The organism is Arthrobacter sp. NPDC057013, from assembly GCF_042674585.1.
In the GTDB taxonomy this organism is placed as follows: domain Bacteria; phylum Actinomycetota; class Actinomycetes; order Actinomycetales; family Micrococcaceae; genus Arthrobacter.
In genome coordinates, this window is sequence record NZ_JBHUSE010000009.1 from 104,687 (window position 1) to 130,451 (window position 25,765).

The following is a 25,765-nucleotide window of genomic DNA, read 5'->3' on the forward strand; positions in this document are numbered from 1 at the left end:
ACATCGTGGTCACAGCCAATACGCAGAACGCCATCGAGATCCGCGGACTGCAGAAGTCGTTCGGCTCGACGAAGGCGCTGACGGATGCCAACCTCATCGTCCGTTCAGGCGAATCCCGGGCCCTACTCGGCCGGAACGGGGCCGGAAAATCCACCTTGATTGCCATGCTGACCGGCCTGGTAACTCCGGATGCCGGTACCATCCGCATCCAAGGCGCTAACGGTGAAATCACCGAAGGCCCCGGATCCGATGCCATCGCCTGTGTGTACCAGAAGAGCACGCTCGTACCCGAACTGACGGTGGCGGAAAACATCAGCCTCGGCGCCTACCCGCGCAAACGCTGGGGAAGTGTGGACTGGCCCGCCATCCGCAGGACAGCCACCGACCAGCTCAAGGACTGGGGCTACGAGCGTATCGCCGACAAGACCGTCGCTGACCTGGAGCCGCTTGAAAAGAAGATCGTCGAAGTTTGCCGGGCGCTGTCCCGGGGACCGCGGATCCTCCTTCTGGATGAACCGACCGCCGGACTGGATGAAGGGGCATCCCATGAACTCTTCGCCCAGATCGACAGCCTCCGCCAGCGCGGAGTCACCGTCATCTACGTGTCCCACCACCTGGAGGAAATCTTCAAGGTCTGCGACTCCGTCACCATCCTGCGAGACGGGCGCGACGTCATGACAGCCCAGACAGCGGACCTTACGGTCAACCGCATTGTCAACGTCATGGCCGGGGTGAGCGAGGAAGAAGCTGCCGCGGCAAAGAAAGAGACTGCCACCGAACACCGCCGCCACGGCGAGCTGGGCGAGACCCGGCTCACCGTTACCGGCGCCGCTGTCGGCTCCCGTGTTCTGGGAGCCAGCCTGACAGTCCGTGAAGGGGAATGCGTTGGGCTCACAGGCCTCGACGGGGCCGGCCACGTCCAGCTCGCACAGGCCATCGCCGGCCAAATCGCACTGGACAAGGGAACCGTCGAACACAACGGCCACACCCTCGGCCAGGGAAACGTCATCAAGACCATCAACGCCGGTGTGGGTTTCGTTCCCGAAGACCGCCACGTCGACGGCTACGTCCCGGAGATGTCGGTCGAGGAGAACGCCACCCTGACCATCGTTGACCGTCTCCGCGGCGGCGGGGGACTCATCAACGCCGGCCGTCGCCGCAACCGCTTCACCGAACTTTCGGGTGCCTGGGCCATCAAGTGTGACGGACCCACCCAGGCCGTCGAAGAACTCTCGGGCGGCAACCAGCAAAAGGTCGTCCTCGCACGGGCCCTGGCCTCGAACCCGGACACGCTCGTTCTCGTCCACCCCACGGCTGGTGTGGACGTCACAGCCAAGGAGTCCATCTACGAATCACTCCGGGCACTGCGGGACAGCGGAAGGTCCCTACTGATCGTCTCCACCGACGACACCGACCTGGAAATCTGCGACCGGGTGATCGTCATGTACAAGGGCGAAATCCACGCCGAACTCAACGCCGGCTACGAAGAGTGGGAACTCGTAGGCGCCATCCAGGGAGCGGAGGAAGCGGCATGAAAACACCCGCCCCGTCCCTGCAGCCAACCCCCACAGAGCCAAAAAACCAAGGAGAACCTCCCATGTCCACGCATACCCCGACCGTTGCGGGTACGCCGACCAGCCGCCGGCCCCTCAATCTCATCGGTCAAGTCCGCACGTCCGGATGGGCCCGTGAGCTCGCGCTGTTGCCCGCCATTATCCTGGCGATGGTGGTCGGGGCCTTCCTTTCCCCGCAGTTCCTGACCGCGAACAACCTCCTGAACAACGTTCTCGTCACCTCTGCCGTGCTTGGGATCGTCGTGATCGCTGAAAGCATCATCCTGATCTCCGGGTACTTCGATCTCTCCCTCGAATCCGTCGTCGGCCTGGCCCCGATGCTGGCCGTCTGGCTGGTCCTGCCCGCCGCTGTCGGCGGCTCCGGTTTTGGATGGTCGCCCTGGGCCGCCATCGCCGTCATGTTTGTCCTCAGCATTGTCATCGGCTTCACCAACGGGTTCCTTGTCGGGAAACTGAAGCTCAATGCCTTCATGGTCACCCTCGCCATGCTCACCCTTCTCCGGGGCCTGACCATGGGCCTGTCCGGCGGCAAGACCCTCTCCGGCCTGCCCGCGGAGTTCCTGGCCCTCGGCAACACCAAGTGGTTCGGGATTTCCATCCAGATCTGGCTCTTCGTGATCTTCCTGGTTGCTGCTGCCATCTTCATGCGCAGCCACCCGGTCGGCCGTAAGCTCTACGCCATGGGCGGCAACAACGCGGCCGCAGCCGCAGCAGGCATCAAGACGCTGCGCCTGACCATCGGAGTGTTCGTTGCCGGTTCGGTCATCGCCGCATTCGCCGGCCTCATGCTCACCGGCCGCATCGCATCGGTGACCGCCAACCAGGGCGATGGCCTCATCTTCACCGTGTTCGCTGCGGCAGTCATCGGTGGCATCAGCCTCAACGGCGGCAAGGGATCCATGATCGGCGCGCTGAGCGGCGTGCTGCTGCTGGGCATCATCCAGAACATCCTGGTCCTGTCCCAGGTGCCCTCCTTCTGGATCAAGGCCATCTACGGCCTGATCATCCTCAGCGCACTGATCTTCAACTACTTTGCCGGTTCCCGGAGTACCCGCCGCGTCGTCTGACCATTCCCGCCCACCGCTTAAACGAGGAGCATCCAGTGAGTTCACCATCCTTTGACGGCAAAGTCGCCATCGTCACCGGCGCGGCCAGCGGCATCGGCTACGCCACCGCCACGGCGCTGGCCGCGGAGGGGGCAGTCGTCTACGGAGCCGACATAATAGTCCCCACCGGTGAGAAAGCAGACGGAGCCATCCAGTGGCGACGCCTCGACGTTGCCGAAGAAGACGGGTGGAAGGCGCTCACGGAAGACGTGCTCCAGGCGCACGGGCGGATCGACGTGCTGGTCAACAACGCAGGGCTGGTCGGGTCCTACGACTCCATCACGGACATCGACATCCAGGACTGGCACCGGATCATCTCGATCAACCAGACCGGGGTCTTCCTGGGCATGCGCTCGGTCGCACCGGCCATGCTGGCCCAGGAGTCCGGCGCCATCGTGAACGTCTCCTCGATCTGGGGGCTCGTCGGCGCTGCCGGCGTCGCTGCCTATCAGGCCTCCAAGGGGGCGGTGACCGTGATGACGAAAAACGCCTCCGCCACCTGGGCAGCGCAGGGGATCAGGGTGAACTCCGTTCACCCCGGGCTTATCACGACGCCGCTGACGGAAAACCAGGATCAGGCCATCTCCGATGACCTCATCGCCAAGACCCCCATGCACAGGGCAGGGCAGGCCAGCGAAGTCTCAGATGCCATCGTCTACCTCGCCTCCGACCGGGCCTCATACATCACCGGCGCCCAACTGGTTGTCGACGGCGGATTCACCAGCATCTGAGCCGGCATCAGCTTCACGCTCCAGTTTCCAAGGAAGGACAACACCATGAGCACCGACCTCGGCCCCGCGACACTCACTGCCGCGGTGATCGACAGCTTCCGCAACACCCCCGACGACCGGCTGCGGACCATCCTGACCAGCCTCACCACCCACCTTCACAACTTCGTCCGGGACATTGAACCGACGATCGAAGAATGGGAAGCGGCCATCGATTTCCTCACCGCCACGGGCCAGAAGTGCGACTCCGTCCGTCAGGAGTTCATCCTTCTGTCCGACGTGTTGGGCGTATCCATGATGGTGGAAACGATCAACGACGCCGAAACCCCGGACGCGACCGACTCAACTGTCCTGGGACCTTTCCACATGGTCGAATCACCGAAACGGGAGCTGGGCGAGAACGCCTCGCCGGAGAGCGAAGGGGACATCTGCCTGGTGAGGGGCCGCATCCTGTCCGTCACCGGTGAGCCCGTCCCGAATGCTTCCATCGACATTTGGCAGGCCAATACCAAGGGCTTCTACGACGTCCAGCAACCAGGTATCCAAAGCATCGGCAACGGCCGCGGCCTGTTCACGTCCAACGAAGCCGGAGAGTTCTACTTCCGCAGCGTCATCCCGAGCTACTACCCGATCCCTACGGACGGACCGGTCGGGGACCTGCTGCACGCCACGAACCGACACCCGAACAGGCCGGCACACATCCACTTCATCGTCAGCGCCCCGGGGTTCCGGGAACTGACAACCCACATTTTCGTGGGCGGGAGTGACTACATCGACTCGGACGCCGTCTTCGCCGTGAAGCAGAGCCTGATCGCCGAATTCGTCCCCAACACCTCGGAAGCGGACGCAGCCCGCTACGGGCTCACCTCCCCGTTCATGGAGGCAGTTATCGACATCGTGATCCACCCCGACCTCGTCGACCCCGACATCATCAACACCGCCGTGATGTCCCCGTCCACTGCACGAATTATCGAAGCACAGGAGAACACCAGATGAAGGATTTTCAGTACCAGGCACTGCCGATGCGCGTCCGATTCGGAGCGGGCTCCCTTGCCTCCCTCAACGATGAGGTCGTCAAACTTGGCCTCAAGCGCGTCCTGGTCCTGGCCACCCCGTTCCAGGCAGACCTCGCCGAAAAGGTTTCCGCCCAGTTGGGCGAACTCAGCGCCGGCGTGCATGCAGAAGCTGAAATGCACGTGCCCATCGAATCTGCCCACAAGGCGCGTGAAGTAGCCGCAGCCGCCCAGGCCGACGGGTACGTCGCTGTCGGCGGCGGTTCGACGACGGGATTGGGCAAAGCCATCGCTCTTGAGTTCGGCCAGCCCATTATCGCCGTTCCCACCACCTACGCCGGTTCTGAGATGACGCCTGTGTGGGGGCTGACCGCGGAGGGTGAAAAGAAGACCGGGCGTGACCCCAAAGTCCTGCCCACCAGTGTCATCTACGACCCGGAACTCACCGTCACCCTCCCGGTGGCCATGTCCGTCACCAGCGGTTTCAACGCCATCGCCCACGCTGTGGAGGCCTTGTACGCACCCGACGGGTCGCCGATCATCTCCCTGATGGCCGAGGAAGGCACGCGGGCCCTCCTTGAAGCGATGCCGAAGATCGCCGAAGACCCCGCCAGCATCGAAGCACGCTCTGACGCCCTTTACGGCGCCTGGCTCTGCGGAGCAACCCTAGGCGCGACTACCATGTCCCTGCATCACAAGCTCTGCCACACCCTCGGCGGAACCTTCAACCTTCCGCACGCCGAAACGCATACCGTTGTCCTGCCCTACGCGCTTGGTTACAACGCCCAGCACGCGCCTCAAGCCATCGCCGCCCTGCAGCGAGCGACCGGTTCGGATAACCCCGCCGCCCACTTCAAGAAGCTGAGCGTCGCTCTTGGCGCACCGTCGTCCCTGGCTGAACTGGGCCTGAAAGCGTCCGACGTCGACAAGATCGTTGAAATCGCGACCAAGAATCCCTACGCCAACCCGAGGGAAGTGACCCCCGAAGGCATCCGGGAACTCGTCACGGCGGCTCTGCACGGCAGCGACGTCTAAACCAACGAAATTACTCCTCGTTGCCTGAACCCACAGAAGGAACACATCATGTCTGAGACCGTCAATGACGTGCGGGCGGTATCCGCAGCACCCCTGCGTGACACCGTCCCCGCCGTCCTGGTCCGCAAAGACGCCGACGGCACCATCACTGTCGAGCCAGGCACGGCGCCTGTCGCCGCGCCCAAGCCCACTGAGCTGCTGATCCGTCCCGCCTACGTAGGGGTTTGCGGCACCGATATTGAAATCCTGCACGGCAGCATGCCGGAATCCTTCAAGATCAACTACCCTCACGTACTCGGCCACGAATGGTCAGGCTTCGTAGTGGAAGCAGGCGCAGAGGTTGAAGGGTTCCACCCCGGAGACCGGGTCCTCGGCCACGGGCATCTGGGCGGAAATGACTGGTTCGGAGTCACCCACGACGGTGCAGCCGCAGGACTATTTACAGTCCCGGCTGACATGTGTTTCCACATTCCCGCCGACGTGGACATGCTCACGGCCGCTGTTATCGAGCCCTTCGCCTGCGTGTTGAACGGCCTTACCAAGATTGGCGGCATCAGCGCCGCCGACACCGTCCATGTGCACGGGCTCGGAGCCATCGGCCTGAACGCAGTCCTCCAGGCAGTCACCGCAGGGGCGGAAGTCGTTGTCTTCGATCCCAGCCCGCTCCGGCGTGACACCGCGATGAAACTGGGGGCCGCGGCTGCCGTGAACCCCCTGGAGTATCGGGACACCACCGCAGCCGCAGCAGAGGCGATCGGCCGGCCCTTCGCCGACGTGGTCATTGAAGCCTCCGGCAACTCGGCGGCGCAGGCGGCCGCGCTGGAAAGCGCGGACCATAACGGACGGATCCTGCTGATGGGTGTCTCCACTCCCAAGTTCGCGCCCGCGCGGCTGGGCCTGGTCCAGGAACGGAACCTGACAATCACCAGCTCCACCGGGGCGCCGGTGGCAGTGTGGCCCGCAGCAATCCGCTACGTAGCCAACACACGGCTCAACCTGGCGAAGATCGTCTCTACCGTCGTGCCGTTCTCCCGCGGAGACGAAGCCCTGCAACGGGCACAGGATTCCAGCCACGAAACGAAAGTCATGCTCGCCCCGGACGACACTCCTCTGGACGGCGTGCCAAGCTCCCCGACCCACCAAGCCAACTAACAAAGGACGAACGTGAACGACACGAACATCATTCAAAACCGGGACCTGCTGGCCTCCTGCTGGACCTGGGCAGGAAACGCAGCACCGCTGCGCGGAGACGAAACAAGCCCGATCGACGTGCGGACCCGGGTTGAGGCCGCTGCCAAGGCCGGCTGGAAAGGCCTGGGGTTCATCCACGCCGATCTTCCCGAGATTGAACGAAGCATCGGACTCAAGGGCCTCCGCCAGCTGCTGGACGACAACGGCATCATCCACGTTGAGATGGAATTCCTCGCAGACTGGTGGAAGACCGGCCCCGAACGCGAAGAATCCGACCGCTGGCGGAAGATCCTGTTCAACGCCGCCGAGATCCTCGGCGTCAAGACCATCAAGATCGGGGCCGAACTGGCCCTCGAAGGAGAACCGGCGCCTGTCGATGTGACTGCCTTCCATCAGGAATTCGACCGGCTCGCTACGGAGGCCGGCGAAGTTGGCACCCGGGTCGCACTCGAACCGATGCCAATGAACAACCTCAAGACGATCGAAATCGGCGCAAAGTTCATCAATGAGGTCAACAACCCGCATGGCGGGCTCACCGTTGACACCTGGCACACCAGCCGCGGTGGAACCCGCTACGAAGACCTGGCCGCCATCCTGCCCATGGACAAGGTCTTCATCGTCGAAATCGATGACGCCCGCAAGGACGTTGTGGGTTCGTTGTGGGAAGACACCATCAATGAACGGCTCTACCCCGGCGAGGGCGACCTGGACACCGTCAGCTTCGTCAAGGCCATCCACGAAGCCGGGTGGCGGGGACACTGGGGCGTGGAAATCCTCGCCGAATCACACCGCCTGCTGCCGCTGGACCAAGCCCTTGCCCGCGCCCATGACACGGCGGCGGCAACACTCGAGGCAGCATCCCAGCTGATCGCCGCGGAACACTCCGAAAAGGTCTGAAGCCGCTGAGCTCCCGTTAGCCCTGTGGCCCGCGCGCTGCCGAAAGGCAGCCCGCGGGCCACAAGCGACCCTAGAGAAGCAGGACACCATGAGCGCACCAGCCCCCGAGGCACGATCGGACGCTGCCATACAGCTCGGCACGCGGCTCCGGGACGCCCGGCAAAGCGCCAGGCTGTCCCTGCGGGAACTCGCCCGGCGTGTGGACGTCTCGGCCAGCCTCGTTTCACAAATCGAGCTTGGCCGTACGTCACCATCTGTCGGAACCCTTTACGCCCTCGTATCAGAACTAGGCCTATCACTCGACACTCTGATGCAGGACGGGACACTGTTGCCTTATCCCGCTCCCGAACCCGGCGTCCGGGTTACAGACACCACAGTTGCACCCGCGGATGCGGCAGCCTGGGCCCGGCAGAACCGCAACCCGGCCACACCGGTGATGGCCGCCGCGGTCACCGACCAACTCCCCGGACTCCTTGAAGCGAAGAACCGCCCAAAACTCCGCGTCGACGGAGTCCTGTGGGAGCGACTGACCGCGGAGAACGATCCCAGCGTGGAACTGCTCCGCGTTACCTACCGAGCCGGCACCGAGTCCTGCCCGTCCGACCACCTCATGCGGCACGGTGGACACGAGTACTTCCACGTCCTCGAAGGACGGCTCCACGTCGAGGCCGGATCCGCTTCAGGAACACTAAACCCGGGGGACAGTATCAATTTCCTGTCTTCCGTCCCTCACCGCCTTAGCAATCCATTCACCGAAGACTGCATTGCCATTTGGGTTGTGGTCGGCCGGCGAAGCCAAGGGCCAGACAAGGCTGTCTCACCGGTCGCATAACCCCGGCGAATACTGTCCGTTCGCAGCTGGATCAACGCATTGGATCCGCTCGCGAACAGCCATGCATCAGCAACTGAAGAGAGCGTCCACCTGCTCTCACTGACTATGGAACGGAGTCCCAGATGAATTCGTCCACCCGATACCGTTGGCGGGGGCCTGCGGGAGAGTCACCGCCAAGCACGGCGACCAGTCCTGTCCACTGGAACGAACTAAGCCCGGGTGACCTCGTGTTGGTGCTGTCCGGGAAGACTTCGCACACCGGAACGGTCGACACTGTATCCACTGACGGCGAGTACCTGTGGCTGCTCCTGAGCGACGGCACGGGCCGCCGCCTGTTCACAAAAGACGAGGTTCACAAAACGTACGCAGATCCGATAGACGTCGCAAAGCGCACAGGACCAGACCAGTGAATTCACCCACTTCACCCCATGGAGGACGATGAAAATGCTGCTCAATCTCTTATCGGTTCTGGTAGACGGGGCCGGCTATAGAGGTGACGGCCGCCCGTCGCCCGATAACTCCGCAGCGTCCGGGTTTCCTCAAGGAAGCTTTACGTCATTCCCATGGGAAGGCTGGTGGCATGAAGACCCGGAGACCAAGCCCGGGACGTAACATCCCCCGGCAAACAACAGAGAACTCTTCCTCCGCTCACCTACGCCCAAGACGTGAGCATCGACAGGCGACAAAGAAGTCTCCGCCGCGTGCTTCGCAAAGCTCGACGTACCAGCGGTGGCCATACCCGGGACGGTTTAATGGCACTGAACATCATGAGACCGGCCAGCCTGGTTTCCGCAGGAAAAGGAGATGCCTTGACGAACCTGTTTGATCCTCTTGTGGTCGGAGACCTGACTCTGCCGAACCGCATACTCATGGCGCCTCTGACGCGCTGCAGGGCGGGTGCTGACCGGGTGCCCAATCAGCTCATGGCGGACTACTACGCCCAACGAGCCGGAGCCGGCCTGATCATCAGCGAGGCGACCGTCGTAAGCCCCCAGGGAATCGGTTATCCAAACACTCCAGGCATATGGAATGACGCCCAAGTAAAGGGATGGTCGGAAGTGACCAAAGCAGTGCATGCGGCTGGCGGACGGATCTTCCTTCAGCTTTGGCACGTAGGACGTGTTTCTGACCCCGTGTACTTCGACGGTGAGTTGCCGGTTGCGCCCAGTGCCGTCAAGCCTGCAGGCCGGGTTCGCCAAGTACGACCGCACCGCGACTATGTCACACCGCGAGCTCTGGCTAGTGACGAAATCCCAGGAATCGTTGAGGACTTCCGTCAGGGCGCCGCCAACGCGCGCAGAGCAGGCTTCGACGGCGTTGAGATCCACGCAGCCAACGGCTACCTGATTGACCAGTTCCTCCAGGATTCCACCAATCACCGTACTGACCAGTACGGCGGCAGCATTGAGAACAGGGCAAGATTCCTGCTTGAAATCACCGACGCCGCCATCCAGGAATGGGGTCCCGGCCGGGTAGGAGTCCATTTGCGTCCCCGCGGAGAGGAACACGATATGGGCGACAGCAACGCTCCAGCACTCTTCGGCTATGTCGCCAGAGAACTTGGACGCAGGGACATCGCTTTCCTGTTTATCCGCGAAATCGAAGCCGACGACAGCCAGCTGACCAGGCTCAAGGAACTCTTCTGCGGACCGGTAATCGCAAATGAGGAAATGGACCATCTGGATGCTCACCGTCTGCTCAGCGAAGGAAGCGCAGACGCCGTAGCCTTCGGAAGGTCATACATTGCAAATCCCGACCTGGCTGAACGATTGGCGCAAGGAGCCAAACTTAATGAGCCAATACCTGCCACCTTCTACGCCAAAGGATCCCTCGGGTACACCGACTATCCTGCCCTCACTACCGGATGACAGCTCATTCCCGCGGGTCGGATCCAGGCAATATCGAGACGGCTGCCGAAAGGGCTCATCCCCGCCCGTGTTGTGGCCCATCCGGCGATGGAAGTGGCCCGAGCGTAAAAGGGGCAGCGCAGCGTTGAGTCAGTGTTGCACCGGGATACCTCGGTCGAGGGTAACTACAACAGCGCGCCCGCGTGGGAGCATGTCGAAAGCTGCTACCGGTCATAGTATGCGGAGGGATTTAGTCATGAGCAATTCAGGAGCTCGATGGTATGCGGGAAAAGTTCAGGGGCTATTACAGGCCGTCGGCGGAGGAGCTGCAGAGTCTCTGGAACACAGCCACCATAGTGTTCGATGCAAATGTCCTGTTGGACTTCCACAGATATGAGGCAACAACCTCTGCCACGTACTTAGAGTTGGCTTCCGCCTATCAAGAGCGACTGTGGCTACCGTTCCAGGCAGCCCACGAATATCACGAGAACCGCTTAACGGTCCGGTCCGAAACGAACGCAACCCATAAAGAGCAGATCAACCACATTGAAAAACTGGTCAACGCGATTAGCCAGTCGCCGCGGAAGTCACACCTGACTGCCGGCGAGAAGCACCAGGCGCTCCTGGCTGCAGCTAAAGATCTTCTCGATGAGCTCCGAGAGGAAAGCACAAAGCTAGCCGATCGAAACGGGCCGTCCGCTGAAGACGAAGTTTTGGAGAAAATCACAGCACTGTATGAGGGAAAGGTTGGAGACGAGCCGTCGACGGATGATTTGGAGAAGCTGTACAAAGAGGGAGCCAGCCGTTTCGCCCAACAGATCCCGCCCGGGTACAAAGACCAACCGAAAGAGGGCAACCGTAAGTACGGTGACTTCGTTTTTTGGCGGCAGGTCTTGGATCACGCCAAGGAGCACGAGCTAGACATTATTCTCGTGACCGAGGACGCGAAAGAGGACTGGTGGGTTTCCGCTCAAGGCCGGCAAATTATGCCCCGGCCTGAACTTATCAAAGAGTTCCGAGAATATTCAGGCGGCCGGTCCATCCATATATACAACGGCCTGTCCTTCTTCAACTACGCAGCAAGTCATGTCCAGTCCGACGCAAGCCACGAAAGAATCGTATCCGCGAGGGAGGAACTGGAGGACGTCGCGCAGCAACGCGCCGAGAACCAGAACGAGCCGGATCCCAGCTATGCAGAGTGGCCATCCCGGGCGGCATACGACCTGAGGATTGATCCGCGAGTCCGTGGTCCCGTTCCTTTTGACGCCGTCACCCGGGCCTCCCAATCGTTACAAGCGCTGCATTCCGAAATCCGGGCACTGGAAGCCGAAGTGATCAGACAGCGCAACCACATGATTGCTCGGGAGGAAGCCGGAACTGAACCGGACGATCCAATGACAAGCGAATTGCGGCAGCGACTGGCAGAAACTCGGGCTCGTCTTAATGTGCTCTACGACCGGGCAGGCCTATCAGAGATTCAGCAGCATATCCGACAGTACGAGTTGCGACCGGTCTTTGACCGCTATGAGGACGACTGAGCTAAGGGCCGTTGCCTCACTCGGCTAATTCTCGCCGGTGCCAGGGACAGCACTCAGCTAGCAGAAGAAGTCTCGGATGTCTCATGAGACACGTGAACACTACAGAACCCACGGGCGTTTTTTCTTCAATGTCATGGCCAGCCTGTCGCAGATGGAGAGGGATCTCCTGGTCGAGCGAACTCAGGGGCTTGCTTGCCGCGAGGGAGCAGGGGCGGGTGGGCGGTAGAAAGAGAGTCATGACGGAGTCGAAGATCCGCTCGGCCAAGAAGCTCCTGCGTGAAGGCATAGCACCCAAGGACGTTGCCAGGGACTTGGGCGTCTCCGTGCCCACTCTCTACCGCTGGATTCCCGCGGGGTCCTGATCACGGAGACAAAGGTTCAAGCCACGGCACCGGGTCGACCCCGACGGAAAGGCCCGTGCCGTGGTCGTTCTCAGTTTGAGAAGGAATGCTTGCCAAACTGCCGCTACATCGGACAGGCGAGCATCCGTACGCTGAAGGTATCGAATCGAGGCGCGGCCCGATTCCCCCTCCCACCTAAACATTCTCGAAGGAGAGCTGTGTTCAACGTAGTCGCCCATTACGGGACGAAGCCCGGAGTGATCGACCAGGTACTAGAACTGCTGGGCGCCATGGCTGAAGCCACCCGCAAGGAGCCGGGCAACATTAGCTATGACTTTTACCGCGGCGTACAGGATACGACGCAGATCGTGATCCTGCAGTCTTACCACGACGCTGATGACTTCAACCGGCACCGGGAAAGCCAACACTTCCTGGAGTTGGGCGCCACAAAAATCATTCCGCGGCTCGCTTCCCGCCACGTCTCCACCTATACCACCGAGGTGATCCCCAATGAAGTTCCCTGAGCGGCTCCGGCGCATTTGCCTCGCCGTTGTGAGCGCCTATTGCGACGGACTCTTCCAATCCATGCCCGTGACCTTTGCTGAAGGGAAGCAATAATGAGGCAGCAATTCCGTGCCACCCAGGACTGGACACTTCTTGCAGCGAACGACCCAGTTGAGGTCGTTGAATCAAACGGGCGGCGGTATCCGGCCGTTGTGGACACCAAGACCGCCGATTCCACCGTGGTCTGGGTCATCGACGAGTCAGGCTCCCGGCGCGCTTTTGATTATCGCGAGGATGTCGGACTTAACGTCCTTGTCGAAGGCGCGCTCATCTCCTGAGCGGCACGAAACAGCGCGCAGCCTGCACAAGACCGCCCCCGCTGAAACTCGCAACTCAGCGGGGGCCCTTTGTGTCTGTCAGGCTGCTGCTTCCTCCGCCTGATCCAGGGGGTTCAGGTGTTCTTTGAGTTCGGTGATGAATGCCTTGAGGTTCGCTGACCGGCAGTCGCGGCGCCACATCAGCCAGGTTTCGGCCCTGCCCAGTTTGCCCGGGATCACGTGGGCGTTGACTTTGCTGGCCCCCGGCAAGGTCTCCAAGAGGGATTTGGGCATCATGCAGATACCTCCTCCGGCCGCGACGCAGGCGAGCATGCTGTAGTACGAGGAGATCTCCACGATGCGTCCGGGAACGATCCCTTGGAAGTCGAGCCAGTCTTCAAAGCGCTGGCGGTAGGAGCAGATGGTCCCGAACATGAACGCGGTCGGGTGGGAGGCCTTGAAGTCGTCGTCGATCTCCGTCACGGTTTGCGGTGTGAGGATCACCAGGTCCTCGGCGAACGCCCGAATGCCAGTCAGTGCCGGCACTGCCGGTTTTCCGTCCGAGAAGGCTGCTGTCAGCTGCCCGTTGAGGAGGTGGTCGAACAGCACACCCGATGATGCGGCTTCCAGTTCAACGTCGACCGCCGGATAGTGCAGATGGAAGCTGGCCAGGATCGGCGGGATCCGCACCGCCGCCGTGCTTTCCAAAGCTCCGAGCCTGAACTTTCCCCGGGGCTCGCCCTGGGCCGTGAAGGCCTTGGCGTCATTGACGAGGTCGATGATCTTTTGCGCGTGGTCGCGGAAAAGCTCACCGTCGGCAGAGAGGGAACTCTGGCGCTTGTCCCGGACCAGCAGTTTCACGCCCAGCTCACGTTCCAGCTGCTGGATGCGCGTGGAAACGTTGGACGGAGCACGAAGCAACTTGGTCGCCGCCTTGGTGATGCTTCCCGTCTCGGCGACGGCGAGGAAGATTTCCAGCTGCGAGATCTCCATTGTCCTCGTTCTCTCTCGATGAAGTAACAAACCGTGAAGCATCACGTACACAGAAGGATCGCAGGAGGGGCGGAAACTAGCAACCCCGGGCGAACTCGTTCTGGCGAAAAGATGGTCAGGAACCATCGTTCTCTCTGCGAGAAGTGAAACTTCGGAAACTTCTTATTTATCAAAGTGTCGGAGGCTCCTAAAGTCGTTGTTAGTCCCATCACACGAACTCTAAGGAACACATCAATGGGCACCATAGAAGTTGCCGTCGCTAAGTCGACGAACCCCGCCACAGGCGAAGACGTTGCGGCATATCCCTATGTGGATGAGAACGCCGTAGGGGAGATTCTCGACACCGCTGCGAAAGGATTCGCAGCCTGGAGCGAGACATCCGTGGAAGTGCGCTCCAACGTCTTCCGCAAGCTGGCAGACCTGCTCCGGCGGGACACGGTCAAGCTCGCCGGCGTCATCACCACCGAAATGGGCAAGCCTGTGACCCAGGCCCAGGCCGAGGTCACCAAGTGTGCCAACATGCTCGACTGGTATGCCGAGAACGGCCCGGCCATGCTGAAGGACACCCCGACCACGATCGGTCCCGCAGCCTACATCTCCTACCTGCCCACCGGCACCGTGCTGGCCATCATGCCGTGGAACTTCCCGGTCTGGCAGATCTTCCGCGGCGCAGCCCCGATCATCCTGGGCGGCAACGGCTACCTGCTGAAGCCGGCCTCGAACGTCGTCGGGTGCGCCCTGGCCTTGCAGGATCTGTGGGAGGAAGCCGGACTGCCCAAGGGCACCTTTGCCGTCGTCAATTGCGACCGCCACCAGGTCCCGGGCATCATCCACGACCCGCGCATCACCGGCGTGGCCGTGACCGGCGGGACCGCGGCAGGCCAGAGCGTCGCGGCAGAAGCCGGCCGCGCGTTGAAGAAAGTCATCCTTGAACTCGGTGGTTCCGATCCGTTCATCGTCCTCGCGGACGCAGATCTGGACAAGGCCGTTGACGCCGCCGCCACCGGGCGCATGGTGAACGCAGGCCAGGTGTGCATCTCGGCCAAGCGGATCATCGTCGAACGCGCGGTGTATGACGAGTTCACCGCCAAACTCGCGAGCAAGGTCGAGGGCTTCAAGGTCGGCGACCCGACAGACCCGGAGACCTTCGTCGGACCGATGGCCAAAGAGGAAGCCCTGCTGGATGTCGATGACCAGGTAAAGCGCTCCGTAGCTGAAGGCGCCGAACTCCTCACCGGAGGCCACCGCCTCCCCGGGGCAGGATCTTTCTACGCCCCCACGGTCCTGGCCGGCGTCACGGAATCCATGACCGCCTTCAAGGAAGAAATCTTTGGCCCGGTCGCCACGGTCATCGCTGCCGACGACGCGGAGGACGCCCTGGCAAAGGCCAACAACTCAGAATTCGGCCTTAGCGCCGCCATCTGGACCGGTGACAACGCCAAGGCCCGGGACATGGCCCGGAAGATCGACGCCGGAGGGGTCTTCATCAACGGACTCTCCGTCTCGGACCCCCGCATCCCGATCGGGGGAGTGAAGAAGAGCGGCTTCGGCCGTGAACTGTCCTACCTCGGAGTCCACGAATTCACCAACATCCAGGCGGTCTGGGACCAGACCCCCCTTAACGCCGCCGAGGAAGCAGCACAAGGAGTAGCACAGTGAGCACCGCAACCCTGAACCAGGAACTGTTTGACAAGGGCCTGGCCACGCGCCGGGAGGTCCTCGGCGACGCGTACGTTCAGCGCAGCCTGGACGGCGCCGACGATTTTTCGATGCCGATGCAGGAACTCGTCACGCAGTACTGCTGGGGCGATGTCTGGAACCGTCCCGGCCTGGAACGTGCCCAGCGGAGCCTGATCAACCTGGCCATGATCAGTGCCCTGAACCGGCCCCACGAGCTGAAGGTCCACGTCCGCGGAGCCATCCACAACGGTGTCACCAAGGAACAGATCAAGGAAGTCTTCCTGCAGGTCGCCATCTACTGCGGTGCCCCCGCGGCACTGGAAAGCTTCCGCCTCGCCCGCGAGGTCTTCAAGGAAATGGAGGCCGAAGCATGAGCATCATCGGCTTCATCGGTCTGGGCAACATGGGCTTCCCCATGGCCTCCCGCCTTGCCGAAGCCGGCCACACGCTCATAGTTGATGACCGGGACCAGGGCGCCGTCCAGCGCTTCCAGGACCAGAACCCGGGGTCCCGCACCGTCACCGGCGCCAAGGCCTGGCAGGATGCGGACATCATCATCACGATGCTGCCCAACTCCGACATCGTCGAAGCCGTCCTGACCGGGGGAGTCGCCGCCGCCGCCTCGCTGAACACCCTGTTCATCGACATGTCCTCCTCCGAGCCGATCCGCTCCCGTGACCTGGGGGTCCGGCTGGAACAGCAGGGCATGCGTTACCTGGACGCCCCAGTTTCCGGCGGTGTCCGGGGAGCACAGAACGGTCAGCTCGCCATCATGGTCGGCGGCCGCTGGCAGGACATGGACCAGGCCAAGGAGCTTTTCGATGTCCTGGGCAAGTCCACCATCCATGTCGGTCAGGCCGGCTCCGGGCACGCGGCCAAAGCACTGAACAATCTCGTGTCTGCGGCCTCCGTTGCCGCCACGGTCGAAGCACTGCGGGTGGGGGAGCGTTTCGGCATCGATCCGAAGGTCCTCACCGATGTGCTGAACGCTTCGTCGGGGCGCAGCAACACGTCCGAGAACAAGGTCGCACAGTTCATGCTCAGCGGCACGTACGGATCCGGCTTCCCGATCGGCCTGATGACTAAAGACATTAAGATCGCCACCGCCCTGGCCGATTCCCTCGGCATCGAGGCCCCCTTCAGCCACGACTGCGAGGCCATCTGGCAGTCCGTCCTTGACGCCGGGCACGGCGCCGAGGACCACACGAGGATGTTTGAGTACCTCGCCAACCCCATCACCACACCTGCTTTCACTGATGAAAGGCAAATCAATGCGTGACTTCGCACAAGTGCTGCAGACCGCGAACGAGGACTTCGAGTTCACCCGCGAAATGCGCTACTACACCGGCAAGCTGCACGTCGCCGTCGGCGACAAGGCTTGGCTGGCCACCTACGACGACGGCAAGTTCCTCTCCGTTGAACCGTCAGACACCGACCCGCAGGATTCAGCCATCTGGATCAAGGGCACCGACGAGCAATGGGACGACATGACGGCACCCTTCCCGCGGCCGTTCTTCCAGTCGCTGCAGAGCTCATCGGCAAAGCACGGGGTGCTGCTGAGCAACACCCACCAGCTCTACGCCTACCTGCCGGCCCTGAACCGGCTCATGCAAATTTTCCGCCAGCTCAACCGCGAAGGAGCGTAAGGTCATGGCAAAGTTCGAACCCATCAAGGGCGGATACGTCTACCTCACCGTAGAGGACGTCGAATACCGGGTCTACTACGAAGAGGCCGGCCAGGGCATCCCGCTGATCGTCGGGCACACCGCCGGCTCCGACGGCCGCCAGTACCGCCACCTGCTCAACGACGCCGAGGTCACCTCCCGCTACCGCGTCATCGCGTTCGACCTGCCGTTCCACGGCAAGTCCCTTCCCCCGCACGGGGAGAAGTGGTGGACCAAGGAATACAACATGACCAAGTCCCGCATGATGGCCTTCCCGAACGCGCTCTCCGAAGCCCTCGAACTGGACCGGCCCGTCTACATGGGAAGCTCCATGGGCGGCCACCTGGCCATCGACCTGGCCTCCAACTTCAACGACCGCTACCGGGCCACGATCTCCGTCGAAGGCGCATTGCGCTCCGCGGCCGAATACGTGGAAGTCGGCATGGACGGCATCCGCCGCGAATTCGACAACCCTAACGTCTCACGCACCTCCACCGGCGCTGCCATGATGCTGAACATCTCCCCGTACTCCCCGGAGGAAAACGTCCGCGAAATCCAGTGGGAATACCAGTGTGGCGGCCCCGGGGTCTTCGCCGGCGACCTCTATTACTACTACTACGACCACAACGTCAGCCCCGAAGAGGCCGCCGCGATCGACACCAGCAAGTGCATGCTCTACTTCCTGACCGGTGAATACGACCCCAACACCTCGCCGGCTGATACGAAGGAAGCCGCGAACCTGGTGAAGGGGTCGAAGTTCTGGGAAATGCCCAGGCTCGGCCACTTCCCGGTCACGGAGAACTACGACGAGTTCCGCAAGTTCCTCCTGCCGATCCTCGAAGAAATCGAAAGCAAGTCCGCTTAAGGACTCCCTGACGGCGGGCTGGGTCCACCGGCCCGCCCGACGCGCCGCACATCGGGCGCCCCACTGACAGGCACTGCTGCCGCCAAGTCCTTAGGCAGTCACGCCCAAAAACAGATGTAACCCCCATCACATTCCCCTTTACCCACCAATGGAGGTGGATCATGTCCCCCATCAGCAACACGGCTTGGCGGCCGGCGCACGTCACCAACGGGCAGATCAAATTCGCCACCGTCCTCGCCCTCCTGGCCTGGGCATTCGCCGTCTACGACTTCATCCTCTTCGGCACCCTGCTGCCTGAACTCGGCAAGTCCCTCGGCATGGATGAGGCCGCCCAGGCCGGCCTCGTGACCTGGATGTCCGCCGGAGCAGTCATCGTCGGCCTCGCCGCAGGCCCCGTCATGGACAAGTTCGGCCGGAAGGCAGGTATGGCCTTCGCCACCACCGGCGCCGGGGTCGCCTCTGTGCTCACCGCCCTTGCCGGTCTTCTTCCCGCCCCCTTCCTCGTCCTGATCCGCTCCCTCAGCGGACTCGGCCTCTCCGAGCAGGGCGTCAACGGCGCATACCTCAGTGAGCTCTATGGCGCCTCCGATGACCCCCGCATCAAGAAGCGCCAGGGCTTCATCTACTCCCTCGTCCAGGGCGGCTGGCCTATCGGCGCCATCCTCGCTGCAGCGCTTACCGCTGTCCTGCTGCCACACATCGGCTGGGCCGGATGCTTCGTCTTCGCCGCCATTCCGTCCTTTATCGTTGCCGCCCTGACCCGTAAGCTGCGCGAATCGCCGCAGTTCGAGGCCATCTCCAAGATTCACCAGCTCCAAAAGAGCGGCGCCCATGCAGAGGCTCAGGAGATTTCTGCAGCCCTCGGCATCGAGGAGCACCACAAGCCCAGCACCATGGCCGACATCTTCCGCGGCCGCAGCCTGCGCACCACCCTCTCCCTGGGACTCGGGCACGTCCTGAACTACTTCCCTGTCCAGGTCTTCAGCGTCCTCGGAACCACCGTGATCACCACCATCCACCACGTCTCGTTCACGAATTCGCTGGCCATCCTGCTGATGTCCAATGTCGTGGCCTACCTCGGCTACCTCACCCACGGCGCCCTGGGCGACCGGTTCGGCCGCCGAAACGTCATCGCCTTCGGCTGGATCACCGGCGGCATTGTCTTCACCGCCATGATCTTCGGCCCGAGCGACTTCTGGACCGTGGTTGCCCTCTATAGCGTTGGAACGTTCTTCCTCATCGGCCCGTACTCCTGCGTGCTGTTCTTCGTGGGGGAGAGCTACCACACCCGGATCCGTGGGCGCGGTGCGGCGTTCGTCGCAGCAGTCGGCCCCATCGGGGCGATCCTGGCCAGCGCCGCAGCCACCGGCATCCTCGGAAGCGGCGGCACCTGGGCGACGGCAGCCTTCTACTTCGGCGCGATCCCCTGCGTGCTCTCCGGAGTCGCAGTGTTGTTCGCCCGGAAGAACCAGCACGTGGCGGACCCCGTGCATACGGGAACGGACGTCGTCGTCGAGGTCGCCGAATAGGCCGAGAGCTCCATGCCGGCAGCTGCCGGGACTGTTTCCAGCCCCGGCAGCTGCTTTCCACACCTTCGTTTTGAAAGGGACTTCGAATGCATGAAACTTCCTACGGCCGTGTCGCTGTGATGACCAGCCCCAGGGTTCTCGACTACGCCGAATACGCGCTTCCCGCCCCTGAACCGGGTGCGATCCTCATGAGAGTCAGCAGGGCGAACGTCTGCGGTTCCGAACTCCACATCTGGAACGGCAAGCACCCCGTGAAAAAGAGCGGCGGCCTGGGCCATGAAATGGTAGGCACCGTCGCCGCTATCGGCAAAGACCGCGCCACAGACAATGCAGGCCAGCCGCTCTCTGTCGGAGACCGCATCGTCGCCACCTACTTCCAGACCTGCGACCGCTGCGCACGCTGCTTGGGCGGGCAGCCAAACCTCTGCGACAACGCATACGAATTCTTCGGGAAACAACCGGGCGAGGCACCGCATTTCCACGCCGCCTTCGGTACGCATTACTACATCCACCCCCGGCAGCACGTCTACAAGGTTCCCAACGAGATCCCGGATTCCGTGGCAGCCAGCGCCAACTGCGCCCTCTCACAGGTCACCTTCGGCATCGACCAGATCGGGCTCCAATACGGTGAGACGCTACTCATCCAAGGAGCAGGCGGACTGGGCCTGAACGCCGTCGCAGTGGCAAAGGAACGCGGAGCCGCCGTTATCGTCATCGACCGATCCGAACCCCGGCTTGTCCAGGCACAGCGCTTCGGCGCCGACCACACCATCAACATGGTGCAGATTCCTGAGCTTGAGGACCGAATGGCGGTGGTACAGGGCCTGACCGCCGGCCAAGGCCCTGACGTCGCCATGGAAGTCACGGGCGCGCCGGCCGCATTCATCGAGGGACTGCAACAGCTACGCCGCGGCGGCCGCTACGTTGTCATGGGCAACCTGTCACCCGGCTCCACCGTGCCGTTCGACCCCGGTTACGTCACGCGCAAGGCACTCACGATCAGGCACGTGGACCGTTACGAAGGCCGGTATCTCCACAAGTCCCTGAAGTTCCTGGCCGAGCACCAGGGCAAGTACCCCTTCGGTGCCCTCGTGGACGCGACCTTCACCCTGGACGGCGTCGAAGAGGCCCTAGAGAAGTCGCTTGCCCGAGAGGTTACCCGCGCGGCCATCGTCATCGACGAAAGCGCCTAACGCACGCACTCGCAACGGGACCCGCTCCCGCTCCTCCTGAATGGACACCAAACATGGCCTCAACACATGGCGCTCTCACGCCTGCCCAAATCCGGCGTAAGAGCCTGATCTCCGGCACCGTCGGCGCAATCATCGAATGGTACGAATACACCGTCTACGGCACCGCCGCAGCCCTTGTCTTCGGCACCCTCTTCTTCCCCTCGACAGAACCCGGCGTCTCACAGATCGCCGCCCTCGCCAGCTTCGGCGTCGGATTCCTCGCCCGCCCAGCCGGGGCCTTCGTCTCAGGCCACCTTGGAGACAGGATCGGACGCAAGTCGACCCTGATCCTGACCTTCCTCATCATGAGCGGTTCCACCGCCGCCATCGGCCTTCTCCCCACCTATGACACCGTTGGCTTCTGGGCTCCCATTCTTCTCTGCGTGCTGCGCCTGACCCAAGGCTTCGCGGTGGGCGGCGAATGGGGCGGAGCGGCAATTATCGCCGTCGAAAACGCGCCCGCCCGCCGGCGCGGGTTCTTCGGCGCCTGGCCACAGATCGGCGTCTCCTGCGGACTTCTCCTCGGCACCGCCGCCGTCGCCCTCGCCCAAACCATTTCCGGTGACCAGTTCAATGTCTGGGGATGGCGTGTGCCCTTCCTCATCAGCATCGTCCTGGCCGCCGTGGGCCTTTACATCAGGCTCAACGCCTCCGAAAGCCCAGCCTTCCTGGCTGCCAAGGCAGAAGCCGAACGCAAGCAGGAACACCAGAAGGCGCCGATCCCGGTGGTTTTCAAACACCACCGCAAACCGCTGATCATCGCCCTGTTCTCACGCTTTGCCGAGGCCGGAAACTACTACCTCTTCACCGTCTTCCTGCTCTCCTACGTCGCCACAACACTAAAGCTACCCGCGACCTACGGGCTGATCGCGGTGATGATCGGTTCGGCACTCAACATCGTCATGATTCCCGTTTTCGGCTCAGTCTCGGACCGAATCGGCAGGAAGAACACCTTCTTCTTTGGTGCAGCCGTCATCATCGTCAGCGCCTGGCCCATCTTCGCGATGATCCAGACCGGGAACCCACTAGCCATCATCGCCGGCGTCACCATCTTCCTCACACTCGGCCACGCCGCCGTCTACTCGGTCCTCCCGGCCTTCTACTGCGAACTGTTCCCCACGGAAGTCCGGTACACCGGCATCTCCGTCGGCTACCAGACCGCGGCCATCCTCCTCGCCGGGTTCACCCCCGTGATCGCCAGCAGCCTCGTCCTGTGGTCCGGTGGCACCTGGCCGCTGGTCGCCATCATTGTCCTCACCACCATCATCGCCGTGGCCGCCGTCGCCGCGGCCAAAGAATCAAAGGACTTCGACCTGGACACTATCGGCAAGGTACCCTCAACCGCACCTGAGCAGCTGAGTCGAACAACGCGCAGCAGCTGAACGCTGGCGACTGTGCGGCGGTCGGCGAAGTTCCCGAGGGAACGTGACCACACACTAGAACAGCAGGCTGGCACTCTGTTGAGTGCCAGCCTGCTGTTCTAGTACCGCCACCATCGGAATGGCTCGTCGCCACTCCATGTCCGGAACATGCATGGTCACGTTCCTGCGTGAGGCATTCCAAGCCGGAGTCGCGGCAGGACAACTCCGAACGGACGTTGACTACGAAATGGCCTCCAGACAGGTGATCGCGATGCTCGAGGGTCTGGAGAACTAATGGCTGGTGGATTCGGACAACGTGGACATCGTCAAGCTCTTTCGCGCCCACACCCGCCAGCTGCGCCAGGACATTACCGCCTAAGGCTGGCGGCGTACCGATAGACATGCCCGATTACGAAAGGGGCACTACGACAGCTCAGCCAACTTCGCCGCGATACGCGCCTTCGCACCGGTAACTGCAGCTGCACGCTCTTCGTTCATTTTCCTTTCAACGTCGAGCCGGCCGCGAACCTCTACATCAACATCCTTGAAAACGACGGCCAGCTGCTCAGCAGTAAGGACTGGCATAATTCCCAAATCAGTGGGCCCGGTCGTGCCGTAGCATTGGTCGACCAGTTCATGATTTCGGATGACGTCGTTAATGCTTGCGCGGTTGTCGAAGAAACTGCCCTTAGCGCGTTCCCCGAACCTCAACTTCCACATATCTTTGGCGAGTGTAACCACTAGCTGCTCTGTCTTCCCACCACCGAAGCCCTCGTCAGACCACTGAATGTCCTCCACCCAAGCTGGAAGATCGTCGCGGACTGTTTTCAGGGATTCGGCATATTCATCGCGCTTCTGCCGGGCAAGCAGATCTTCCTTCGCTGTCACCAGACGCCTTTCATGCATGATGACGTCGGCCTGTTTTAGGGCAGAAGTCAGGACTTCCACTTCGTCCGCAGCATCTGAGGGCGCCGCGATGGCACTGCGTACCTCGATGGTTCCATCATCGAATACCGTCCAGTACTGGACGGGGTCGGCACTAGGCAGCAGTTTACGGACAGTCCGCGTCCATGCCGGGTAGTCGGCTTCGGCGGGGACATCAGCGATTCTGAAAATGGCACGGACCTCACCATGGCTGTGGTCGACGGAAAGGCACTTGTCGATTCGAGCCGGACCATCCCCGGAGCGCACCCTCCGCCGGGCCACGGCGGCGCGGTGTCGCCGGTTCGGAGTCCACGAAGCGGCTGCCCGTTCGTATTCGACGATCCACTCGAAGACGAAGCTCAGCACCCGTTCAGCATCGTCTGCATCCAGCACATCGCTTTGCTCAGCGATAGCTACTGTGAACCACTCGGCTTCCGCCAGGTCTTGGGAAAAAGCGGCTGCGCCCAGTACCGACTGCACGTTGTCGATCCGCCCCCCGAGGTAGTCGTAGCTCTTCTTATCCAGCAGCTCACTGCTCGTTGGGGCAAAGGCTGGTCGCCGGTTGCGGTGGAGACTCGTCCACCTCATCGAGGCCTCACGGTAGGCCGCTTTGACTCTATCGACACAGGTACTGGGTTCCCCCGACGCCCGCGCTATCTCGGCCTCCCGAATGAATTGACGGAGATCTGGATCCCGGATGGCATCTGACAAAACGACACTCAGAATGTCGACGTTGAACTGGGCCTCGATGAGAGTGGAAACGTAGACATTGGCTGCACTGGCCCAAAGAGGTACTTGTTCGCGGTCCGGTTCGAGCCCCTCATGCTGAGAGGCGTTACGAGCGCGCCGCAGATGCCGAATGTCCGGAAGCACCGCTGGCTTCCAGCTGGAGCCGAAACTCTCCCTAAGGCTACTAATCAGGTCTTCCAGTTTGCCGCTTTTGGGAATCGGGAGGCTGCGTGTGACCGCTACTATCGAGCTGGCACGCTCGACTGTTGCGTCCAAGGCCACGATGGCGGTCCCTCGGCGATATTTGGTCGCGCCCTTGGCGCGAGACAGTGAATCTTCCAGGGAAAGGCGCAGAGCGACGAGCTGCTCGACTTCATGCACCGTCAGAGTAGTCATTGCTTCTTCATATCCGGTACCCAAACTGTCCGTGCAGGCGACACGCCAGGCGGGGGACGTCATTGAAGCTTTCACCGATAGGCACCTTGGCATTCCATCCCCGACAGGGAAAGCCGACTGCTATGTCTCATGAGACACGTGAAAACTACAGAACCCACGTTCTCCTCCAGCTCGCGCTGTTCGCGAGCCTGGCGGAGTACGAAAAAGAACTGATCAACGAGCGGGTACGCGCCGGCGTGATCGCCGCCAAATCCCGGGGGGTGAAGTTCGGCCGGCAGCCACCGAAACCTGAAACAGTCGATACGAAGGTCCGGCTCGTTCGGCAGCTGATGGGGGAGGGGAAGACGGCGGAGGAGGCCGCCGAAGCAGTGAACTGGTCCCGGGCCACCCTGTATCGCTACCTGAAGGAGTTCGGGGCCGAGAAGGGCTCCATCCCGGAGGTGACTACCCGGGCTGCCCGCGGCCGCTCCAGCTACGCAGCCAGCAAGACGACGGCCGCCAGGGAGTGAAAATCAACACGACCGCCGTCCCACACCAGCGACCGAGCCGAGCACATGATGCAAACAGCGGAAGTACCGCAGGAAAGGAAGGCATCACCATGGCTCGTACGATCTTTGATCTAGTCATTGGACCCTCACCGGACGGAGGATCAGTGCACCCTCACTACGACGAGGGCAAGCACAAGGACCTCGAGACGGCGAAAGAGCACGCCGAGGCGGTTACGGGGCGGAGCCTGAACTGGCGCTGGGTTTCCGGGAGCCAGCGGTGGCGCGCTTCGTTGCCGATGGGTCAGGCTGCCGAGATCTCGGAGGAACCGGATTACGGTCCTCCCAGGATCGACGTCGTTGCGTCCGTCATGAGGTAACCGGGCAGCGGGGCGGGGAGAGGCTTATCTGACTCCGCACACATGAGGTTCAGCAAGGGCAACCGCCCCCCACCTCATAGGAGACCAGAATGAGCAACTTCCCGTCCTCGCCGCCCGAGAATCCTTTAAGTCCGACCACTGCAGTTGACTCGCTGGAGGTTCCACACGTTTTCTGCGGCCACTGGCATCAGAGAGTAATCCATGAGCTTACTCATCCGGACGGGCAGTCAAGGCGCGTGGATGTGCTCGACATTGAGAATTCACGGCTTGGAAATGGCGTTCTCGTGTGGCCGGGGGAATCGCCGCTGCGCATAGAGCCTCTTCCGATCCGCGGCAGCTAGAGAACTCTTCGGGAAAACGGCCGTCCCTTTGTAGGCCCCGCAGATAGTCGGCTGGCTTGCTTACTTCAGGAGCCTCCATTCATTTTTCGGATTCCGGTGCGTGGCTCTGTCCTGTCGAGCTGCTTCCGGGGGTTCAGTTTTCAATGGGCCGCGAGGGCTGCAGTGTCCGGTGCGTGGCTCTGTCCTGTCGAGCTGCTTCCGGGGGTTCAGTTTTCAATGGGCCGCGAGGGCTGCAGTGTCCGGTGCGTGGCTCTGTCCTGTCG

General features: G+C 62.1%; 24 protein-coding genes and 1 pseudogene. 23 read left to right on the plus strand and 2 right to left on the minus strand.

The genetic code is table 11. The annotated features are described in order from the left end of the window. The first annotated feature begins 5 nt into the window (after positions 1-5). From ACFTSA_RS13840 to ACFTSA_RS13900, 13 genes and pseudogenes are all read left to right on the plus strand, one after another. Positions 6-1,535 carry a sugar ABC transporter ATP-binding protein gene (locus tag ACFTSA_RS13840; RefSeq protein ID WP_377951983.1) on the plus strand — a complete coding sequence of 510 codons (1,530 nt, stop codon included), beginning with the start codon at positions 6-8 and terminating at the stop codon, positions 1,533-1,535. 62 nt (positions 1,536-1,597) lie between these two features. After that, complete coding sequence (locus ACFTSA_RS13845; RefSeq protein ID WP_377951985.1) at positions 1,598-2,641, plus strand: ABC transporter permease; 1,044 nt, start codon at positions 1,598-1,600, stop codon at positions 2,639-2,641. A 35-nt stretch (positions 2,642-2,676) separates the two neighbouring features. Further along, positions 2,677-3,411 (plus strand): SDR family NAD(P)-dependent oxidoreductase, encoded by a 735-nt coding sequence (locus ACFTSA_RS13850; protein WP_377923018.1) that lies wholly within the window; start codon positions 2,677-2,679, stop codon positions 3,409-3,411. 45 nt (positions 3,412-3,456) lie between these two features. Further along, positions 3,457-4,404, plus strand: a complete 948-nt coding sequence (locus ACFTSA_RS13855; RefSeq protein WP_377951987.1) for a dioxygenase — start codon at positions 3,457-3,459, stop codon at positions 4,402-4,404. After that, the gene (locus tag ACFTSA_RS13860; protein ID WP_377951989.1) at positions 4,401-5,456 is read left to right on the plus strand and encodes a maleylacetate reductase; all 1,056 of its coding nucleotides are present in this window, start codon (positions 4,401-4,403) and stop codon (positions 5,454-5,456) included. The genes ACFTSA_RS13855 and ACFTSA_RS13860 overlap by 4 nt, the downstream gene beginning before the upstream one ends. A gap of 48 nt (positions 5,457-5,504) precedes the next feature. After that, positions 5,505-6,608 (plus strand): zinc-binding dehydrogenase, encoded by a 1,104-nt coding sequence (locus ACFTSA_RS13865; protein WP_377922950.1) that lies wholly within the window; start codon positions 5,505-5,507, stop codon positions 6,606-6,608. A 12-nt stretch (positions 6,609-6,620) separates the two neighbouring features. Further along, a complete protein-coding gene (locus tag ACFTSA_RS13870) occupies positions 6,621-7,544 on the plus strand; it encodes a sugar phosphate isomerase/epimerase family protein (protein WP_377951990.1) in 924 nt (307 codons plus the stop codon). 88 nt (positions 7,545-7,632) lie between these two features. After that, the gene (locus ACFTSA_RS13875; protein WP_377922901.1) at positions 7,633-8,376 is read left to right on the plus strand and encodes a helix-turn-helix domain-containing protein; all 744 of its coding nucleotides are present in this window, start codon (positions 7,633-7,635) and stop codon (positions 8,374-8,376) included. A gap of 752 nt (positions 8,377-9,128) precedes the next feature. Further along, the gene (locus tag ACFTSA_RS13880; protein WP_377951992.1) at positions 9,129-10,244 is read left to right on the plus strand and encodes an alkene reductase; all 1,116 of its coding nucleotides are present in this window, start codon (positions 9,129-9,131) and stop codon (positions 10,242-10,244) included. A gap of 260 nt (positions 10,245-10,504) precedes the next feature. Continuing rightward, positions 10,505-11,761, plus strand: coding sequence for a PIN domain-containing protein (locus tag ACFTSA_RS13885; RefSeq protein ID WP_377951993.1), 1,257 nt, complete (start codon positions 10,505-10,507; stop codon positions 11,759-11,761). A gap of 112 nt (positions 11,762-11,873) precedes the next feature. Continuing rightward, positions 11,874-12,123 (plus strand): annotated as a pseudogene (locus ACFTSA_RS13890) (helix-turn-helix domain-containing protein); the annotation flags it as partial. Between the two features lie 197 nt (positions 12,124-12,320). Beyond that, on the plus strand, positions 12,321-12,626 hold the full coding sequence (locus ACFTSA_RS13895) for a putative quinol monooxygenase (protein WP_377951995.1): 306 nt from the start codon (positions 12,321-12,323) through the stop codon (positions 12,624-12,626). 93 nt (positions 12,627-12,719) lie between these two features. Beyond that, on the plus strand, positions 12,720-12,944 hold the full coding sequence (locus ACFTSA_RS13900; RefSeq protein WP_076797772.1) for a hypothetical protein: 225 nt from the start codon (positions 12,720-12,722) through the stop codon (positions 12,942-12,944). Between the two features lie 78 nt (positions 12,945-13,022). Here the strand turns inward: ACFTSA_RS13900 and ACFTSA_RS13905 are convergent, their stop codons facing one another. Continuing rightward, positions 13,023-13,916: a LysR family transcriptional regulator gene (locus ACFTSA_RS13905; protein WP_076797771.1), complete on the minus strand. Its 894-nt coding sequence runs from the start codon at positions 13,914-13,916 to the stop codon at positions 13,023-13,025. A gap of 234 nt (positions 13,917-14,150) precedes the next feature. On the opposite strand from ACFTSA_RS13905, the gene ACFTSA_RS13910 reads away from it, so the two are divergent. From ACFTSA_RS13910 to ACFTSA_RS13945, 8 genes are all read left to right on the plus strand, one after another. Then, positions 14,151-15,575 (plus strand): NAD-dependent succinate-semialdehyde dehydrogenase, encoded by a 1,425-nt coding sequence (locus ACFTSA_RS13910; protein WP_377951996.1) that lies wholly within the window; start codon positions 14,151-14,153, stop codon positions 15,573-15,575. A gap of 11 nt (positions 15,576-15,586) precedes the next feature. Beyond that, positions 15,587-15,970, plus strand: a complete 384-nt coding sequence (pcaC, locus tag ACFTSA_RS13915; RefSeq protein WP_377952053.1) for a 4-carboxymuconolactone decarboxylase — start codon at positions 15,587-15,589, stop codon at positions 15,968-15,970. After that, positions 15,967-16,875, plus strand: coding sequence for an NAD(P)-dependent oxidoreductase (locus ACFTSA_RS13920; protein WP_377951997.1), 909 nt, complete (start codon positions 15,967-15,969; stop codon positions 16,873-16,875). Before pcaC ends, ACFTSA_RS13920 begins: the two co-directional genes overlap by 4 nt. Next, positions 16,868-17,242, plus strand: coding sequence for a hypothetical protein (locus ACFTSA_RS13925; protein ID WP_076797768.1), 375 nt, complete (start codon positions 16,868-16,870; stop codon positions 17,240-17,242). The genes ACFTSA_RS13920 and ACFTSA_RS13925 overlap by 8 nt, the downstream gene beginning before the upstream one ends. A 4-nt stretch (positions 17,243-17,246) precedes the next feature. Beyond that, positions 17,247-18,125: an alpha/beta fold hydrolase gene (locus ACFTSA_RS13930; protein WP_377951999.1), complete on the plus strand. Its 879-nt coding sequence runs from the start codon at positions 17,247-17,249 to the stop codon at positions 18,123-18,125. Between the two features lie 161 nt (positions 18,126-18,286). After that, complete coding sequence (locus ACFTSA_RS13935; protein ID WP_377952000.1) at positions 18,287-19,654, plus strand: MFS transporter; 1,368 nt, start codon at positions 18,287-18,289, stop codon at positions 19,652-19,654. Between the two features lie 86 nt (positions 19,655-19,740). After that, positions 19,741-20,847: a zinc-binding dehydrogenase gene (locus tag ACFTSA_RS13940; protein ID WP_377952002.1), complete on the plus strand. Its 1,107-nt coding sequence runs from the start codon at positions 19,741-19,743 to the stop codon at positions 20,845-20,847. 53 nt (positions 20,848-20,900) lie between these two features. Then, the gene (locus tag ACFTSA_RS13945; protein ID WP_377952003.1) at positions 20,901-22,268 is read left to right on the plus strand and encodes an MFS transporter; all 1,368 of its coding nucleotides are present in this window, start codon (positions 20,901-20,903) and stop codon (positions 22,266-22,268) included. Positions 22,269-22,670: 402 nt separating this feature from the next. On the opposite strand, the gene ACFTSA_RS13950 is transcribed toward ACFTSA_RS13945, so the two are convergent. After that, complete coding sequence (locus ACFTSA_RS13950; RefSeq protein WP_377952005.1) at positions 22,671-24,296, minus strand: hypothetical protein; 1,626 nt, start codon at positions 24,294-24,296, stop codon at positions 22,671-22,673. Between the two features lie 122 nt (positions 24,297-24,418). Between ACFTSA_RS13950 and ACFTSA_RS13955 the strand changes: the two genes are divergently transcribed. Further along, a complete protein-coding gene (locus ACFTSA_RS13955) occupies positions 24,419-24,805 on the plus strand; it encodes a helix-turn-helix domain-containing protein (protein WP_377952006.1) in 387 nt (128 codons plus the stop codon). Positions 24,806-24,948: 143 nt separating this feature from the next. Next, positions 24,949-25,161 (plus strand): hypothetical protein, encoded by a 213-nt coding sequence (locus ACFTSA_RS13960; RefSeq protein WP_377952007.1) that lies wholly within the window; start codon positions 24,949-24,951, stop codon positions 25,159-25,161. Positions 25,162-25,765 lie beyond the last annotated feature (604 nt).